At 65.7% G+C, this 15601-nt stretch carries 17 protein-coding genes; 7 read left to right on the top strand and 10 right to left on the bottom strand.

Annotated features, from left to right (window positions below; translation table 11 throughout):
• Positions 1–3: 3 nt before the first annotated feature.
• The 10 genes from ACF3ND_RS15750 to ACF3ND_RS15705 form a co-directional block, all read right to left on the bottom strand.
• On the bottom strand, positions 4–1083 hold the full coding sequence (locus tag ACF3ND_RS15750) for a septal ring lytic transglycosylase RlpA family protein (protein ID WP_394062106.1): 1080 nt from the start codon (positions 1081–1083) through the stop codon (positions 4–6).
• Positions 1080–1955 (bottom strand): RNase adapter RapZ, encoded by an 876-nt coding sequence (gene rapZ / locus ACF3ND_RS15745; protein ID WP_394062104.1) that lies wholly within the window; start codon positions 1953–1955, stop codon positions 1080–1082. Before rapZ ends, ACF3ND_RS15750 begins: the two co-directional genes overlap by 4 nt.
• A gap of 109 nt (positions 1956–2064) precedes the next feature.
• A complete protein-coding gene (hprK, locus tag ACF3ND_RS15740) occupies positions 2065–2991 on the bottom strand; it encodes an HPr(Ser) kinase/phosphatase (RefSeq protein WP_394062102.1) in 927 nt (308 codons plus the stop codon).
• The gene (locus ACF3ND_RS15735) at positions 2963–3463 is read right to left on the bottom strand and encodes a PTS sugar transporter subunit IIA (RefSeq protein ID WP_394062100.1); all 501 of its coding nucleotides are present in this window, start codon (positions 3461–3463) and stop codon (positions 2963–2965) included. The genes hprK and ACF3ND_RS15735 overlap by 29 nt, the downstream gene beginning before the upstream one ends.
• Positions 3464–3613: 150 nt before the next feature.
• Positions 3614–3940, bottom strand: coding sequence for a ribosome hibernation-promoting factor, HPF/YfiA family (gene hpf, locus ACF3ND_RS15730; protein ID WP_394062098.1), 327 nt, complete (start codon positions 3938–3940; stop codon positions 3614–3616).
• Positions 3941–4142: 202 nt separating this feature from the next.
• Entirely contained in the window at positions 4143–4934 is a 792-nt protein-coding gene (gene lptB / locus ACF3ND_RS15725; protein ID WP_394062096.1) for an LPS export ABC transporter ATP-binding protein, read from the bottom strand.
• An 18-nt stretch (positions 4935–4952) separates the two neighbouring features.
• Entirely contained in the window at positions 4953–5603 is a 651-nt protein-coding gene (lptA, locus tag ACF3ND_RS15720) for a lipopolysaccharide transport periplasmic protein LptA (protein WP_394062094.1), read from the bottom strand.
• Positions 5600–6220 (bottom strand): LPS export ABC transporter periplasmic protein LptC, encoded by a 621-nt coding sequence (gene lptC, locus ACF3ND_RS15715; RefSeq protein ID WP_394062092.1) that lies wholly within the window; start codon positions 6218–6220, stop codon positions 5600–5602. The genes lptA and lptC overlap by 4 nt, the downstream gene beginning before the upstream one ends.
• A gap of 2 nt (positions 6221–6222) precedes the next feature.
• A complete protein-coding gene (locus tag ACF3ND_RS15710; protein WP_394062090.1) occupies positions 6223–6828 on the bottom strand; it encodes a KdsC family phosphatase in 606 nt (201 codons plus the stop codon).
• A 2-nt stretch (positions 6829–6830) separates the two neighbouring features.
• Positions 6831–7820 carry an SIS domain-containing protein gene (locus ACF3ND_RS15705; RefSeq protein ID WP_394062088.1) on the bottom strand — a complete coding sequence of 330 codons (990 nt, stop codon included), beginning with the start codon at positions 7818–7820 and terminating at the stop codon, positions 6831–6833.
• Positions 7821–7975: 155 nt separating this feature from the next.
• Here ACF3ND_RS15705 and ACF3ND_RS15700 point away from each other — a divergent pair, with 155 nt between their 5' ends.
• The 7 genes from ACF3ND_RS15700 to ACF3ND_RS15670 all read left to right on the top strand — a co-directional run bounded on the left by ACF3ND_RS15700 (position 7976) and on the right by ACF3ND_RS15670 (position 15581).
• Positions 7976–8542 carry a GbsR/MarR family transcriptional regulator gene (locus tag ACF3ND_RS15700; RefSeq protein WP_394062086.1) on the top strand — a complete coding sequence of 189 codons (567 nt, stop codon included), beginning with the start codon at positions 7976–7978 and terminating at the stop codon, positions 8540–8542.
• Positions 8535–10118, top strand: coding sequence for a cytochrome ubiquinol oxidase subunit I (locus tag ACF3ND_RS15695; protein ID WP_394062084.1), 1584 nt, complete (start codon positions 8535–8537; stop codon positions 10116–10118). The genes ACF3ND_RS15700 and ACF3ND_RS15695 overlap by 8 nt, the downstream gene beginning before the upstream one ends.
• Positions 10119–10130: 12 nt before the next feature.
• The gene (gene cydB, locus ACF3ND_RS15690) at positions 10131–11282 is read left to right on the top strand and encodes a cytochrome d ubiquinol oxidase subunit II (RefSeq protein WP_394062082.1); all 1152 of its coding nucleotides are present in this window, start codon (positions 10131–10133) and stop codon (positions 11280–11282) included.
• Positions 11283–11296: 14 nt separating this feature from the next.
• The gene (cydX, locus tag ACF3ND_RS15685; protein ID WP_394062080.1) at positions 11297–11437 is read left to right on the top strand and encodes a cytochrome bd-I oxidase subunit CydX; all 141 of its coding nucleotides are present in this window, start codon (positions 11297–11299) and stop codon (positions 11435–11437) included.
• 6 nt (positions 11438–11443) lie between these two features.
• Positions 11444–13135, top strand: a complete 1692-nt coding sequence (cydD, locus tag ACF3ND_RS15680) for a thiol reductant ABC exporter subunit CydD (RefSeq protein WP_394062078.1) — start codon at positions 11444–11446, stop codon at positions 13133–13135.
• Positions 13132–14811: a thiol reductant ABC exporter subunit CydC gene (gene cydC / locus ACF3ND_RS15675; protein WP_394062076.1), complete on the top strand. Its 1680-nt coding sequence runs from the start codon at positions 13132–13134 to the stop codon at positions 14809–14811. The genes cydD and cydC overlap by 4 nt, the downstream gene beginning before the upstream one ends.
• Before the next feature lie 218 nt (positions 14812–15029).
• Entirely contained in the window at positions 15030–15581 is a 552-nt protein-coding gene (locus ACF3ND_RS15670; RefSeq protein ID WP_394062074.1) for an adenine phosphoribosyltransferase, read from the top strand.
• Positions 15582–15601 lie beyond the last annotated feature (20 nt).

Genomic DNA, 15601 nt, shown 5'->3' with positions numbered 1-15601 from the left:
TCGTCAGCGCACCGCCACGGCGGGGTTCAGGCCCGTCTCCTGGCGGATGCGCAAGGCCGCATTGATGGCTTCCGTGCGGCTCTGGTAGGGGCCTATCTGCACCCGGAACAATTCGTTGTGCGCTTCGACCTCGGCATTGCGGTACTCCACCTGCGCGATCTGGCGGTTCAGTTGCTGCGCCAGGGCGGAAGCGTTCTGGCGTGCGGAGAAGGCGCCGAACTGCAGGTAGACGCGAGTCTCGCCGGATGCGGCGTTGCGGCGCGGCTGGGCTGGCGCGGCGGACTGGACGATCAATTGCTGGTCGCTTGCATCGCTGCTCCAGCTGGGCGATTCGTCCAGTTCCAGGTCCAGTTCTTCCTGCGCCAGCGCCTCCAGCGCGTCCGGAGTCGGCTGCTGCTCCTCCTTGACCACCAGGCTGGGCTTGGGAGCCGGAGCGGGCGCGGCCTGCGTGTCGGCCCGGGCGATCCGGGTTTCGTCGTCGTCGAAGCGGCCTGCGCGGATTTCATCCTCGGTGATGGCCTCCACCAGTACGGTGCCGCTGCCGGGCGCGATCAGGTCCAGCTTGGCGGCGGCCACATAGGACAGGTCGATGATGCGAGAACTATGAAATGGACCCCGGTCGTTGATGCGCACGATGACGGATTTGCCGGTGCTGGGCCGGGTCACGCGCGCATAACTGGGAATCGGCAGCGTGGGATGGGCTGCCGTCATGGCGTACATATCGTAGGTTTCGCCGTTGGCGGTTTTCTTGCCGTGGAACTTGCGGCCGTACCAGGACGCGGTGCCGGTCTGGGAGAAGGGCTTGTGGCTGGTGTGGGGGACGAAGCTCTTGCCGAGCACCGTGTAGGGACGGGTATTGCTGCGGGCAATGGGTTCGAGGCGGGGGGTGGCGTTGGGAGTGGAGAGCAGATTGGCGGGGATGCGGGCGTCGGGCCCGTCATCTTTGTAGTAGCCTCCGCCGCGAGGGGCGGAGACGGTGGCGCCGGGCTTGGGCTTGGAGCGCTTGGGGCTGGAGGAGCAGCCCGCCAGCAGCGCCAGGGCCGCCAGCATGGCTCCCAGCGCGCGCAGGGAGGATGTATTCATGGGACTGGATTGATGGGTGGCTGGTTGCGGTGGCGCACCAGCAGGGGCGCGTGGTCGGCGAAGCGCAGCGCCAGCTGCTCGGTGACGTAGACGGAACGATGCTGGCCGCCGGTGCAGCCGATGGCCACGGTCAGATAGTTGCGGGTGTCCTGCATGTACAGCGGCAGCCAGCGGCGCACGAAGCTGGCGATGTCGTCGACCATGTTTTCCACCGAGCCGAACTGGGCCAGCCATCTGGCCACGGGCTCGTCGCGTCCGGTCATGGGGCGCAGCTCGGGATCGTAGTGGGGGTTGGGCAGGCAGCGCACGTCAAAGACCAGGTCGGCATCGCCCGGCACGCCGCGCTTGTAGGCGAAGGACTCGAAAGTCAGCACCACGCTGGCGCGGTCGGCCTGCACCAGGTCGCGCACCCAGGCGCGCAGCTGGCCGGGCGTGGTGTCGCTGGTGTCGATGACATGCTCCAGTTCGCGCAGCGGCGCGGTCAGCTCGCGCTCCACGGCGATGCACTCCTCCAGCGACGGCGAGCGGCCGTCCTGGCGCAGGCGGTCGGTGAGCGGGTGCCGGCGGCGCGATTCGGAGTAGCGCTGCAGCAGGGTATGGTCGCTGGCGTTCAGGAAGATGACGCGCAATGCGTAGCCATCTTCGCGCAGCTTGCGGATGACCTCGGGCAAGGTGTCCAGATCGCCGGAGCCGCGCACGTCGATGGCCACGGCCAGGCGCTCCAGCCCCTGCTGGGCCGAGCGTTCGACGAATTCGGCCAGGAAGCGGGCGGGCAGATTGTCCACGCAGGTATAGCCGGTATCTTCCAGCAGGCGCAGCGCAACCGATTTTCCCGATCCGGATATGCCGGTGATCAATACAACTTTCAGCATTGTGGTTAGGGCCTGTTAACACGATGCGATGATTCGCATTCGAATCAGTTCGCCGGCAGGCTTGGCCTGGCCGACGATTCGTCAGAAACGGGGCAGCCGCAAAGGCTGCCTAGTCTTCACGGCTGTTCATGATGGCCAGGGCCTGGCGCTCGATGAAGTCGCCCATGGTGTCTATGCCGCGGAAGGCGAGTATGGTGTTGCGAACCGCCGCTTCCACCAGCACGGCCAGGTTGCGGCCGGCGGCCACCTGCAGCATGACGCGCTTGATGCCGATGCCCAGCACGTCCTGGACCTGGTCCTGGGTGGGCAGGCGCTCGAAGTTGTCGGGGTTGGAGCGGACGAGATGCACGATCAGCTTGAGCTTCATTTTACGACGAACCGAGGTTTCGCCAAAAATGGTGCGTATGTCCAGCAATCCCAGGCCGCGCACTTCCAGCAGGTTCTGCAGCAGCGGCGGGCATTGGCCGTCGATGATGTTGGGCGCGGTGCGCGACAGTTCGACCGCGTCGTCCGCGACCAGGCCGTGGCCGCGCGAGATCAGCTCCAGCGCCAGCTCGCTCTTGCCCAGGCCCGATTCGCCGGTGATCAGCACCCCCAGGCCCAGCACGTCCATGAATACGCCGTGCATGGTGGTCTTGGGGGCCAGGCGCTTGCCCAGGTAGATGCGCAGCAGGTCGATGAGCTGGGCGGCGTCGATGGGCGTGTAGAGCAGCGGCACCCCTTGGGTTTCGCAGAACTCCAGCAGGTCGGCCGGCGCGGCGGCGTTGTTGGCGATGAAGATGGCCGGCACGCCGCCCTGCACCAGGTCTTCCAGGTGATGCTGGCGCCGCTTGACGTCGAAGCGGTTGTAATAGGAAAGCTCTTCCGGCCCGAAGACCTGGATGCGGGAGGGATGGATCAGGTTCAGGTGGCCGACCAGGTCGGCGGCCGCCATGCCAAGATCGGGGATAGGCCGGCTGGCGGCGTGCTTGCCGGCGGCCCAGCTGACCGCGATCTTGTCGTTGTTGTCATTGACCAGCTCTTGGACTGTCAGCATCGGGGTCTTCCGCTTGAAGGGCTGCGGGCTGGGTCAGGATGTGGTGGATCCGGGCCGGATCGGTTTCCTGCGCCAGGGCCTGGCGCACGTCCGGATCGGCCATCAGACGGGCGATCTCGGCCAGCAGGTCCAGGTGCGTCTGGGTGGCGGTCTCGGGCACCAGCAGGAAGAACAGCAGGCTGGCGGTGCGTCCGTCGCTGGCGTCAAAGCGCACGGGTTCGGCCAGGCGCATGAAGACGGCGCAGGGCTCCTTCAGGTCTTTGATGCGACCGTGGGGCACGGCCACGCCGTGGCCAAGCGCTGTGGAGCCCAGCCGCTCGCGAGCGATCAGGCTGTGGAACACGGCTGTCCGGGCGATGCCGTGATGGTTCTCGAAGATCAGTCCGGCTTGTTCGAAAGCGCGTTTCTTGCTGGTGGCAGCAAGATCCAGAACCACATTGGACAGAGGCAAAATGCGCGACAAGAGATTCATGACGGCCATTATAGGGGGGAATGTTTTTTAGCTGAACACTTTTTGCACAGCGTGGAACAGAGCGGCAGTGTGCCATAAAACACAAAACCCCGAACCGGATGGTGCGGGGTCTGTCGGCAGGTCGGGCCTGCTGATGAGAGTCCTGCGCGATCAGGCGGCCGGGACCTCGAGCCGCTTGGCGGGCTCATGTGCGTGGCTGTTCGCCTTTTCCTTGTATTTGACCACCTGGCGGTCGATCTTGTCGGCCAGCAGGTCGATGGCGGCGTACAGGTTTTCGTCGGAAGCGGCGCAGTGGATGTCCTTGCCGGGCACGCGGACGGTGACTTCGGCAGTGTGCTTCAGACGTTCGATGGAAAGCATGACCTGGGAGTCGACCACATTGTCGAAATGCTTGTCGATCCGACCGATCTTGTTCTTGACGTAGTCGCGGATAGCAGGGGTGATGTCGAGATTACGGCCACTGATGTTAAGGCTCATATAGGCTCTCCGTAGTAGTGATGCTGGTGCGTCCAAGACGCGGGAGGGTTCGTTCTGAAGGCTCCTTACTATCGAGGTTGGAGATTCCAGTATACCTATATGTCAGCGGGATTACATGACTTGGATCAAGGGAAAATGTCAGGAAAACCCTAGGGTGGACGCGCTTTCGAAAGCCCCGGCGCAGGGGCCGGGGCAGGGGGGACTACATGCGGAAATTCGAGCCCAGGTAGACTTTGCGCACGGCCTCGTTGTCGATGATCTCGGAGGGGTGCCCGCTGGTCAGCACCGTGCCTTCGCTGATGATGTAGGCGCGGTCGCAGATGCCCAGGGTCTCGCGCACGTTGTGGTCCGTGATGAGCACGCCGATGTTGCGACCCTTCAGGAACTGCACGATGCGCTGGATCTCGATGACGGCGATCGGGTCCACGCCGGCGAAGGGTTCGTCCAGCAGGATGAAGCGCGGATTGCTGGCCAGGGCGCGGGCGATCTCCACCCGCCGGCGCTCCCCGCCGGACAATGACACGGCGGTGTTGCGGCGGATGTGGCTGATCTGCAGTTCGGAAATCAGGGTCTCCAGGCGCTCGCCGATCTCGCGCGAACTGATGGCACGGCCCTTGTCGTCCTGCTGCAGCTCCAGCACGGCGCGGATGTTTTCCTCGACCGTCAGGCGGCGGAACACGGAGGCGTCCTGGGGCAGGTAGGACAGGCCCAGGCGGGCGCGCTTGTGCATGGGCATGCCGGTGATGGGGGTGCCGTCGATCTCGATGCGGCCGGCGTCGGCGTGCACGATGCCCACGATCATGTAGAAGCTGGTGGTCTTGCCGGCCCCGTTGGGGCCGAGCAGGCCGACGACCTCGCCGCTTTCCACGTTCAGGGATACGTCCTGCACCACGGTGCGCTTGCCATAGGTCTTGCGCAGGCCCTGGGCGATCAGGCTGCCTTTGACGGAATTGTCGGCTCGGGTTGGAGTGGATGGGCTGGGGGATGCAACCATGTTAGAGCGGAATCCGGGCTATTTGCGGGGAGAGGACTTGCGCTGGCATTCGGCCAGGGCGGCGTCGGCGCTGGCGCGCGAACGCGCCACCGAGCGTACCCGGCCGTCGCGCGTGGCCGATTCGGCGCCGCCGAAGGCCTGGTAGGTGCCGCTTTTCTGGCGGTAGATGATGCGCTGGCCCTGGATGGTGTCCTGCAATTTGCCGCAGACGTAGCGGTTGACGATGGCCTTGCCGATGAGTTCGATTTCCTCGGTCTTGCCGTTGTAGACGGCCTTGACGCCCTCGGCGGTCAGCAGCTCGAACTTGGCCGGCTCTTCCTGGCGTATGGTGACGCGCGGGCGCTCGGTGACCGTGGCGGTGCCGTGCTGGTAGCCTTCGGCGTCCTGTTCGATGGCGAGCTGGTCGGCCATGAGAGTCAGGGCGCCGCGCGTGAGCACGATATTGCCCTTGTAGATGGTCTGCTTGGTGACGTCGTCGTAGGTCAGGGTGTCGGACAATACGGAGGTGTCTGGCTCCTGGGCCGCTTCCGCGCCCGCCTGGGCCTGCGCGGGCGCGTTCGGCAGCAGGACGAGGGCGGCCGAAGCCATGGCCAGGCCCAGGGCGCTGCGCAGGAGGCGGGTGAGGAGCTCGGGCCGGAGGCTGGAGCTGGCGCTGTGACGCGTGGTCATGGTGGGGAATCCTTAGAGCTGTTGGAGGATCGCGCTTTCTGTGTCTGCTGGCCCGAGATTTTAACGTCGGATTCCGACATGACGTTCAGTTGGCGAACGCGATTGTCGTAGCGCATGCCCGTGCCGCGCATGGTGGACTGGCCATTGACCACCAGGGCCGGTTCGTTGGTGTAGACCACGTCTTCGTCGGGCAGGATGATGAGCACGCTGCTGCGCACGTCCAGGGCCTCGTCCTCGGCCGTGGCCTGGCGGTGGATGTGGGCGTTGCCCTTCATGGTGATCGTGTCGCCGCCGGCGCTCATGTGGGCGGTGTCCGAGGTGGCGACGGTCATGGGCGACTGGGCGCGATTGCTGACGGCGCGCGGTTTTTCGATTTCGTAGGAATCGTCGTCGGGAAAGTGATAGGCTAGTTCGCCGTCCAGGCGATTGGTGGCCATGCCGGTGGCGTCGGTGCTGACCATGGTGAAGTTGCGCGCCCAGGAATCGGGTTCGTGGGTGACGCGGCGCGGCGGGTCGATGGCCACTGAGCGCTGGGTGTAGTCGACCGCCCACCAGGTGGCCAGCACCAGCAGGGCCAGAAGCAGCAGGGAAATGACGGTGGGCAGGCGATCGCGCATGGTTACTGGATGACTCCGGTGGTTTTCAGCAGGCCGCCGGTGATGAAGGTCGCCAGGCGGCCCTGGGCGGCCAGGATGGCGTCGCAGCATTCGCGCACGGCGCCCTGGCCGGCGGGCAGGGTGGAGACCCAGCTGGCCATCTGGGAGACGTAGAAGGGCGCATTGGGCACGCTGGCGGAAAAGCCCACGCGCTGCATGGCGGCCAGGTCGATGAGGTCATCGCCCATGTAGCCGAGCTCGTTCAGGGCCAGGCCGTTCTCCTGGGCGATCTGCGACAGGATGGCGACCTTGTCGCCCACCCCCTGGTGCACGAAGCGTATGCCCAGCTCGGCGGCGCGGCGCGCCACGATGCCGCTTTCGCGGCCGGTGATGATGGCCACCGAGATGCCGCTCTCGCCCAGCATGCGCAGGCCGTGACCGTCCAGGGCGTGGAAGCCCTTGAAGACTTCTCCTTGTTCGCTGTACCACAGGCGGCCGTCGGTCAGGACGCCGTCCACGTCAAAGACCATCATGCGCAGGGCGCGCAGACGTTCACGGGTGGTCTCGGGCAGCTTGGCGAGGATTTGCGCTTCGGCGGGGTGCAGCGGGGCGGTTGGATTGTTCAACATGGTCAGATTACCTTTGCGGCCAACAGGTCGTGCATGTGCAGAGCCCCTAATAGTAGCCCGTTTGCGTCCAGTACCAGCATCTGGTTGATGCGCAGTTTGTCCATCTGGCGGGCCGCCTCGATGGCCAGGGCGTCCGCGGAAATGTTGCGTGGCTGGCGCGTCATGCCTTCCGAGACGGGCAGGCCGCGGATGTCGCCTCTGCGGGCGATCAGGCGGCGCAGGTCGCCGTCGGTGAACAGGCCCACCGGATGACCCGGCGGGTCGGCCACGATGGTCATGCCCATGCCTTTGGCGGACATTTCGGCCAGCGCGTCGGGGACCGGCGTGTCGGGCGTCACGACGGGCAGCTGCTCGCCGCGGCGCATGATGTCGCGCACGAACGTCAGCAGCTGGCGTCCCAGGGCCCCGCCGGGATGCGAGCGGGCGAAGTCCTCGCGGCTGAAGCCCTTGGCCTCCAGGCAGGCCACCGCCAGCGCGTCGCCCAGCGCCAGCGCGGCCGTGGTGCTGGCGGTGGGCGCCAGGTTCAGCGGGCAGGCCTCGTGCTCCACGTGGGCGTCCAGGTGCAGGTCGGCGTTCAGGGCCAGTTCGGACTGGGCGTTGCCGGTGATGGCGATCAGCTGGGCGCCCATGCGGCGCAGCACCGTCAGCACGGTCATCAGTTCCTGCGCCTGGCCGGAGTAGGAGATGGCGACCACCACGTCCTGGCTGGTGATCATGCCCAGATCGCCATGCAGGGCCTCGGCCGCGTGCATGAAGAAGGCCGGCGTGCCGGTGGAGGCCAGGGTGGCGGCGATCTTGCGGGCGATGTGGCCGGATTTGCCGATGCCGGTGACCACCACGCGGCCCTGGCAGTGCATGAGCATCTGCGTGGCCTTGACGAAATGTTCGTCCAGCCGGGCGCTGAGCGACTGCAGGCCCTCGATTTCGGTGGCGAAGGTGCGACGCGCCGAAGCCAGTATCTGGTCGGGGTCGGGAAGGTCCGGTTTATTCATTGAGAAATTGTAAACGCGAAGCGCATGCTTGGCATGTCGGTTTGCAGGGTCTTATTTTAAGGCTCCTGGCGTGAATCCAGTAGCCGCATAAATACTTTAGGGTTAAGATACGGTCTGTTTCGTTATTTCAGTAATTACTGAAAATTCAAAATACCATGAACCTAGGACCACAGGCGGAACGATTCGTTCTGCACTTCGGGGAAATGGGCGGACGCTGGGGGGTCAACCGTACCGTCGGCCAGATCTACGCCCTGCTCTTCATTTCCCCCGAACCCCTGCACGCCGATGAAATCGCCGAAACGCTGGGCATCTCGCGCTCGAACGTCAGCATGAGCCTGCGCGAGCTGCAATCCTGGCGGCTCGTCAGCATGACTCACAAGATCGGCGAGCGCCGCGAGTATTTCGAATCCCCCAAGGACGTGTGGGAGATCTTCCGCACTCTTGTGGAGGAGAAGCGCAAGCGCGAGATCGACCCCACGCTGACGCTGTTGCGAAGTATCCTTATGGAAGCGCCCGTGAACGAGGAAGAGGCGTACGGCCAGCAGCGCATCACCGAGATGCTGGAATTGATCGAGTTGGCGTGTGGCTGGTTTGACGAAGTGCATCATTTGCCGCCCGAGACTTTGCAGAACCTGATGCGCCTGGGCAGCAAGGTTCAGAAAGTCCTGGGTTTTGCCGGAAAAATTCGCAAGGCTGATCAAACTGGGGGTCGTCATGATTGATCTGGATGTCGTTACCTTGTCGCGGCTGCAGTTCGCATCCACCGCGATGTTTCACTTCTTGTTCGTGCCGCTGACGCTGGGCCTGTCCTTCCTGCTGGCCATCATGGAAAGCGTCTACGTCATGACGGGCCGAGAGATCTGGCGCCGCATGACCAAGTTCTGGGGCGTGCTCTTCGGCATCAACTTCGCGCTGGGCGTGGCCACCGGCATCGTGATGGAGTTCCAGTTCGGCATGAACTGGGCCTATTACAGCCACTACGTGGGCGACATCTTCGGCGCGCCCCTGGCCATCGAGGGGCTGATGGCCTTCTTCCTGGAAGCCACCTTCGTCGGCTTGTTCTTCTTCGGCTGGGACCGCCTCTCCAAACTGGGCCACCTGGTCGTCACCTGGCTGGTGGCGCTGGGCACCAATCTGTCCGCCCTGTGGATCCTGGTGGCCAACGGCTGGATGCAGAATCCGGTGGGCGCCGTCTTCAATCCGCAGACCATGCGCATGGAGATGACGGACTTCGCCGAGGTGATCTTCAACCCGGTCGCGCAGGCCAAGTTCGTGCACACGGTCAGCGCCGGCTACGTGCTGGGCGCCATGTTCATCATGGGCATCAGCGCCTGGTACCTGCTGCGCGGGCGTCACATCGACCTGGCCAAGCGCTCCATGACCGTGGCCGCCAGCTTCGGCCTGGCCTCGGCCCTGTCGGTCGTGGTGCTGGGCGACGAGAGCGGCTACCTGACGACCGAGCACCAGCAGATGAAGATCGCGGCCATGGAAGCCATGTGGGAGACCGAGGAGGCGCCGGCCAATTTCAACCTGATCGCCATCCCGAACCAGGAGGCGCGCGAGAACAGCTTCGCCATCGAGATCCCCTGGGTCATGGGCCTGATCGGCACCCGTTCGCTGACCACGCCCATGCTGGGCATCAATGAACTGGTCGAGCACGCCAAGGTCCGCATCGCCAACGGGCTGCGCGCCTACCAGGCCTTGCAGGCCGTGCGCGCCGACGCCTCCGACATAGAGGCGCGCCGCCTGTTCGACGCCAACTGGCGCGACCTGGGCTACGCCTTGCTGCTCAAGCGCTACATGCAGGACATCACCCAGGCGAGCCCCGAGGACATCGCCAAGGCGGCCTGGGACACGGTGCCGCAGGTGGCGCCGCTGTTCTGGACGTTCCGCGTCATGGTGGGGCTGGGGCTGTATTTCATCCTGTTCTTCGCCGTGGCCTTCTTCCTGGCCTCGCGCGACCGGCTGCAGCGTCATCCGCGCCTGCTCAAGCTGGCCGTCTGGAGCATCCCGCTGCCCTGGATCGCCATCGAATGCGGCTGGTTCGTGGCCGAGTTCGGCCGCCAGCCCTGGGCCATCGAGGGCGTGCTGCCCACATATTACGCCGCCTCGGGGCTGTCCTTCACGGACCTGATGATCAGCATGAGCATCTTCCTGCTGCTGTACGGCACATTGGCGGTCATCGGCGTGAAAGTCATGCTGCATGCGATCCGCAAGGGACCCGACGAGCATGGCGCGCCGCTCGCGCCGTCGGCCCTGTCCTATGGCTCGCGCAATGCGCCCTTGCTGCGCGGTTAAGGGGGAAACACCATGGAAAAACTGATTCTTCTCGATTACGACACGCTGCGCGTGATCTGGTGGCTGCTGCTGGGCGTGCTGCTGGCCGCCTTCGCCATCATGGACGGGGCCGACCTGGGCGTGGCGATGGCCTTGCCGCTGGTGGCCCGCACGGACGACGAGCGGCGCATGCTCTACAACGTCATCGGCCCCGTGTGGGAGGGCAACCAGGTCTGGCTGATCGTGGCCGGGGGCGTGGCCTTCGCGGCCTGGCCCCTGCTGTATGCCATGGCCTTCTCCGGTTTCTACCTGGCCATGATGCTGCTGCTGGTGGCGCTGATCGTGCGGCCGGTGGCCATCAAGTACCGCAGCAAGCTGGCCTCGCGCCGCTGGCGCCGAAACTGGGACGCCATCTGGACCGTGGCCGGGCTGGTGTCCGCGCTGGTGTTCGGCGTGGCCATCGGCAATGTGATGCTGGGCGTGCCCTTCGGTTTCGATTCCACCACGCTGCGCCCCATGTACGAAGGCAGTTTCTTCGGCCTGTTCCAGCCCTTCGCCATCCTGTGCGGCCTGCTCAGCGTGCTGATGCTGGCTTTCCAGGGCGTGGTGGTGCTGGCCTGGAAGGCCTCGGACCAGGTGGCGCGCCGCGCCCGAGCCTGGGCCATTCCTCTGGGCCTGCTGTCCATCCTGGCTTTTGCCGCGGGCGGCTGGTGGATCACCCACCTGAACGGCTACGCCATGAGCTGGCCCGAAGTCGGCCATGCCATGTCCAACCCCATCGGCAAGGCGGTGGACGTGGTGCAGGGCGGCTGGCTGGCCAATTACCGCCAATGGCCGCTGCTCTGGCTGGCGCCGGCCGCCGGCTTCGCGGGACTGCTGCTGGGCGCCTTTCTTGCCGGGCGCGGGCGCGGGCTGCTGGCGGTGCTGTTCTCCTCCCTGGCACTGGCGGGCATCATCCTGACCTTCGGCTTCGCCGTCTTCCCCTTCCTGCTGCCTTCGTCGCTGACGCCGGGATCCAGCCTGACGCTGTTCGATGCCTCGGCCAGCCACCTGACGCTCTGGCTGATGCTGCTCATCACCCTGGTGTTCCTGCCCATCATCGTGCTCTACACCTCCTGGGTGTATCGCGTGATGCGCGGCAAGGTGACGGTGGCCGGCATGAACGACGCCCCCCATTCCTACTAAGGAGGCCTGAGACTATGTGGTATTTTTCCTGGATTCTGGGCCTGGGCCTGGCCTGCGCCTTCGCCATCCTCAACGCGATGTGGTTCGAACTGCGCCAGACCACGACGGGGCTGGACGATGTGCAGCGCGCGTCCCGCGCGGACACCGAGGCCTGATTGGAGGTGCAGGCGCCATCGGCGCAGCAGTGGCTGGGGGAGTTCTCCGCCCGCGCCCGCGCAGCCCTGCGCTGGTCCATGGCCGCCCCGGTGCTGGCGGGCGCCTTGCTGATTCCCCAGGCCTGGCTGCTGGCCGGCGTGGTGCAGGCCCTGGTCGTGGACGGCTTGGCCTGGGCCGGCCAATGGGCGGCCATCGGCCTGGTGCTGGTCCTGCTGCTGGCGCGCGCCGCCCTGCTGGCCAGCGGCGAGCGCCGCGCCCAGCAGGTGTCGGAGCAGATCAAGCAGGAGCTGCGCACCGAGCTGTTCGCCCGCCTGTTCCACAGCACCGTGCCGCGCCTGCGCGCCAGCAGCAGCGGGGAGCTGTCCTCCAGCCTGGTCAGCCAGGTGGAGGCGCTGGATGGATTCCTGACCCGCTACCTGCCGTCCATGGCGACAGCCGCGCTGGTGCCCCTGGCCCTGATGCTGGCCGTGCTGCCCGTGGACGGCGTCGTGACCCTGATCCTGCTGTTCAGCACGCCCTTGATTCCCTTGTTCATGGCGCTGGTGGGTTGGGGCGCTGAAGCCGCCAGCCGCGACCAGCAGCAGGCCACCCTGCGCCTGTCCGGCTTCTTCGCCGACCGCCTGCGCGGCATCTTCACCTTGAGCCTGCTGGGGCAGAGCCGAGACGAAATCGATAGTGTCGAGATGGCCAGCCAGGAGTTGCGCACGCGCACCATGAAGGTGCTGCGCATCGCCTTTCTGTCCTCCGCCGTGCTGGAGTTCTTCGCCGCGCTGGGCGTGGCGGGCATTGCGGTCTACATAGGCCTAGGCTACCTGGGCTACCTGGGCGACTCCTTTTCCGGGCTTAGCCTTCAGCAAGGCTTGTTCTGCCTGCTGCTGGCGCCCGAGGCCTATCAGCCCTTGCGCCAGTTGGCGGCCAATTATCACGACCGGGCGGCCGCCCGGGCCGCGGCGGCGGAACTGGACCGGGTCTGGGCCGGCCTGGGGCGGGACCTGATCCCGGCCGGGTCGCCGGCCGAGACGGGCTCGGTTTTTTCCGCATTGCCCATGCTGGTGCTCAGTCATCTGCGACTGCCGCAATTGGGCGGCGCTGGAACACTGCTGCAAGTTCCGGGCCTGCAGCTCTACATCGACCAGTCCTATGCTTTGCTCGGCGCCAGCGGCACGGGCAAGACCAGCCTGCTGGAGACCCTGGTCGGCCTGCGGCCGCTGGAAGACGGGCGGGTGATGCTGCGCGGCAACGATACGACCGGCCGCCTGTTGACGCGCCACGACGGCGTGGTGCTGGTGTCCCAGCAGGCGTTCCTGTCCATGGAGTCGATCCGCGCCTGCCTGCGCCTGGCCGATCCGCACGCCAGCGATGCACAGCTCTGGCGCGCGCTCGAGCTGGCCTGCGCGGATGATTTCGTGCGTGCGCTGCCGCAGGGCCTGGGCAGCGCATTGGGGGAAGGCGGCTTCGGCTTGTCCGGCGGGCAGATCCAGCGTCTGGCCCTGGCCCGCCTGTTCCTGACCGATCCGCATCTGGTGCTGCTGGACGAGCCGACTTCCCGGCTGGATGCGGCGACGCGGGACCGGGTCATGGACAACATCCTGGACTTCTGTCGCGGCCGCTGTCTGGTACTGGCCACCCATGATGAACATCTGGCTTCCCGTTGCTCGGCGCGCTTGCGCATTGCTCAAGGGGTGCTGTCGGCATGAAGGCCTGGTTCCGTCTGTTGGCCGGCAGCCTGCGCGCCCGACGCGGCGCGCTCCTGCTGACCATTCTGTTGGCCTCGAGCACCGTGGCCGCCGGAGTGGGGTTGCTGGGGGTCGCCGGCTGGTTCCTCAGCAGCGCGTTCCTGGCGACGCTGGGCATTGTTTTCAACCTGTTCGGGCCCTCCGCCCTGATACGCGGCCTGTCCTTCTGGCGCATCGCCTCGCGTTATCTGGAGCGCGTCGTGGGCCATGCGCTGACCCTGGATCTTCAAGTAAGCATCCGTACCCGGGTATTCGGGCGCCTGGCCCGTTTCAGCCAGGCCAGGCTGGCGCAGTTCCGCGATGGCGAACTGGCCGCCAGCCTGACCGCCGATGTGGCCGTTCTGGACCTGGTGCTTCTGCTGCTGGTGGCGCCCCTGACGACATCCGTGCTGGCGGGTCTGGCCTTCAGCCTGATTCTCGGCATCTGGCTGGCAGGGTGGGCCTGGCTGGTGCTGGCCTGCATCCTGCTGGCGGCGTGCCTAGTGCCCTACCTGTGCGCCCGCGGCGCGGCGCATGCCGCCCGGCGCGTGCATGGATTGGAGAACCGCCTGCGCACCTTGACGCATCATGCGGTGCGCGCCTATGTGGACATCCAGATTTTCGCCGCCCAGCAGGCCGTGCAGGAGCAGGTCGAGGCGCTCAGCAGCGACCTGGGCCGCGCCCGCTTGCACAGCAGCGCCTGGGGCGTGGCGGGGCAGTTGCTGCAACAGATCCTGATGGGCTTGGCTCTGCTGACTTGCCTGTTGGCCGGGGCGCGGCAGGTTGACCTGGCTGCCTTGAGCGGTCCTGTCTGGGTGGGCCTGGTACTGGCCCTGCTGGGGCTGTTCGAGATCATGGCACCCATGATGCGCGGCGCCGCGCGCCTGGGCGAGGTCGAAGCGGCCAGCCGTCGCCTGCTTCAGGTCATGGACGAACCGCTGGACGAGGGAGCGGACCAGGGGCGCGAGCTGCCGATTGATCGGCCGGCCTTGCTGGAGCTGAGGAAGCTGGATTTTGCCTACGGCGATCAGCCGATCCTGAGCGGCGTGGACTTGCGGGTGGATCCCGGTGAACATCTGGCCCTGTTCGGGGCCAGCGGTTCGGGCAAGTCCACCTTGCTGGGCGTGCTGATGCGGCTGCTGCCGGCTCTTCCGGAAAGCTATTGCATTGAAGGCGAACCCGCTGCAGCGTGGTCGCGGTCCGGCTGGTTTCGGCATTGCGCCTTGCTGGCGCAGGATTCGCCCTTGTTCCTGGGCTCCGTGCGCGACAATCTGCTGTTGGCCGATCCCGCCGCCACCGATCAGCGTGTGTGGCAGGCCTTGCGCGACGCCCAGTTGGAATCCGTGGTGCGGGCCTTGCCGCAGGGGCTGGATACCTGGCTGGGGGAAGGCGGACAGCAATTGTCGCTGGGGCAGCAGCGTCGTCTGTGCCTGGCCCGCGTCCTGCTGTCGCCGGCGCGCATCTGGTTCCTGGACGAGCCCACCGCCAGCCTGGACGGCGCCACCAGCCAGGCTCTGATGCGCGACATCCTGAACGCCGGCCAAGGCAGGACGGTGATCATGGCCACGCATGACACGCGTCTTTTGCCGCTGGCCGATCGCGTCTTCCAACTGGAAGGCGGGGCCCTGGTGGAGGTGTCCGCTCAAGAGCGGGATTGATCGAGAACCTTCGCCCGCCTGCGACAAGGCTCGACAAGATCGGACCGACGCGGCGCCGGACTGGCTTGTGCATCGTGGCGGTCAAGTGCGTCGTATTAGCACAACGTCTTGCAACAAGTCGGCCCGGCCCTTGTTGCCCCGGCCCAATTGTGTACACTTGCGGCGTATCCATGGACGCTTTTCGCGTCAGGATTTTTCTTGTTGTAGAAGCCTTAGCCATGCAAACTGATCCAGCCCAATACATACGTCAAACGATCCGCAATGTGCCGGACTGGCCCAAACCGGGCGTGACGTTCCGTGACATCACTCCTGTGCTGCAGGATCCGCGCTCCTTCCGGGTGCTGATCGATTTGTTCGTGTACCGTTACATGGGCCAGAAGCTGGATCTGGTGGCGGGCGTGGATGCGCGCGGCTTCATTGTGGGCTCGGTGCTGGCCTACGAGTTGAATCTGGGGTTTGTACCCGTGCGCAAGAAGGGCAAGCTGCCTTTCAACACCGTGGCCGAAGAATATTCGCTGGAATACGGCAACGCCAGCGTCGAGATGCATACCGATTCGGTGCGTCCCGGCCAGCGCGTCCTGCTGATCGACGACCTGATCGCCACGGGCGGCACCTTGCTGGCGGCGGCGCGCCTGCTGCAGCGCCTGGGCGCCAATGTGGTCGAGGCGGCCGCCATCATCGACCTGCCCGAGCTGGGCGGCTCCAAGGCCGTCATCGATTCAGGCCTGCCGGTCTATACCGTCTGCAGTTTCAAGGAAACGGATTGTTGATGTGAAAAGCCCGCTGCGAA

Source organism: Alcaligenes sp. WGS1538 (genome assembly GCF_043187505.1).
GTDB lineage: Bacteria > Pseudomonadota > Gammaproteobacteria > Burkholderiales > Burkholderiaceae_B > Alcaligenes.
This window is presented reverse-complemented; position numbering and strand designations above follow the sequence as displayed.